The sequence below is a fragment of the Streptococcus sp. UMB1203 genome (assembly GCF_030217725.1).
Taxonomy (GTDB): Bacteria; Bacillota; Bacilli; order Lactobacillales; family Streptococcaceae; genus Streptococcus.
In genome coordinates this window covers 1-413 of sequence record NZ_JASOOK010000074.1, presented here as the reverse complement: position 1 = coordinate 413, position 413 = coordinate 1, and the positions used below count along the sequence as shown (strand labels likewise).

The window sequence follows — 413 nt, the reverse complement described above, 5'->3', positions numbered from 1 at the left end:
GAAGAGCCATCGACACCAGCACCGAAAGAAGAGACTCCAGCAACACCAGCGCCAAAAGCGGAAGAGCCAGTGACACCAGCGCCAAAAGCGGAAGAGCCAGTGACACCGGCACCGAAAGAAGAGACTCCAGCAACACCAGCGCCAAAAGCGGAAGAGCCAGTGACACCGGCACCGGAAGAAGAGAAGCCATCGACACCGGCACCGAAAGCGGAAGAGCCAGTGACACCAGCTCCAAAAGAAGAGACTCCATCGACACCAGCGCCAAAAGCGGAAGAGCCAGTGACACCAGCTCCAAAAGAAGAGACTCCATCGACACCAGCGCCAAAAGTGGAAGAGCCATCGACACCAGCTCCAAAAGAAGAGACTCCATCGACACCAGCGCCGAAAGCAGAGACTCCAGCAACACCAGCGCC

The 413-nt window shown here is 57.4% G+C and carries 1 pseudogene; it reads left to right on the top strand.

The features are described 5' to 3' along the window. A pseudogene (locus QP439_RS09000) lies at positions 1–413 on the top strand (hypothetical protein); the annotation flags it as partial.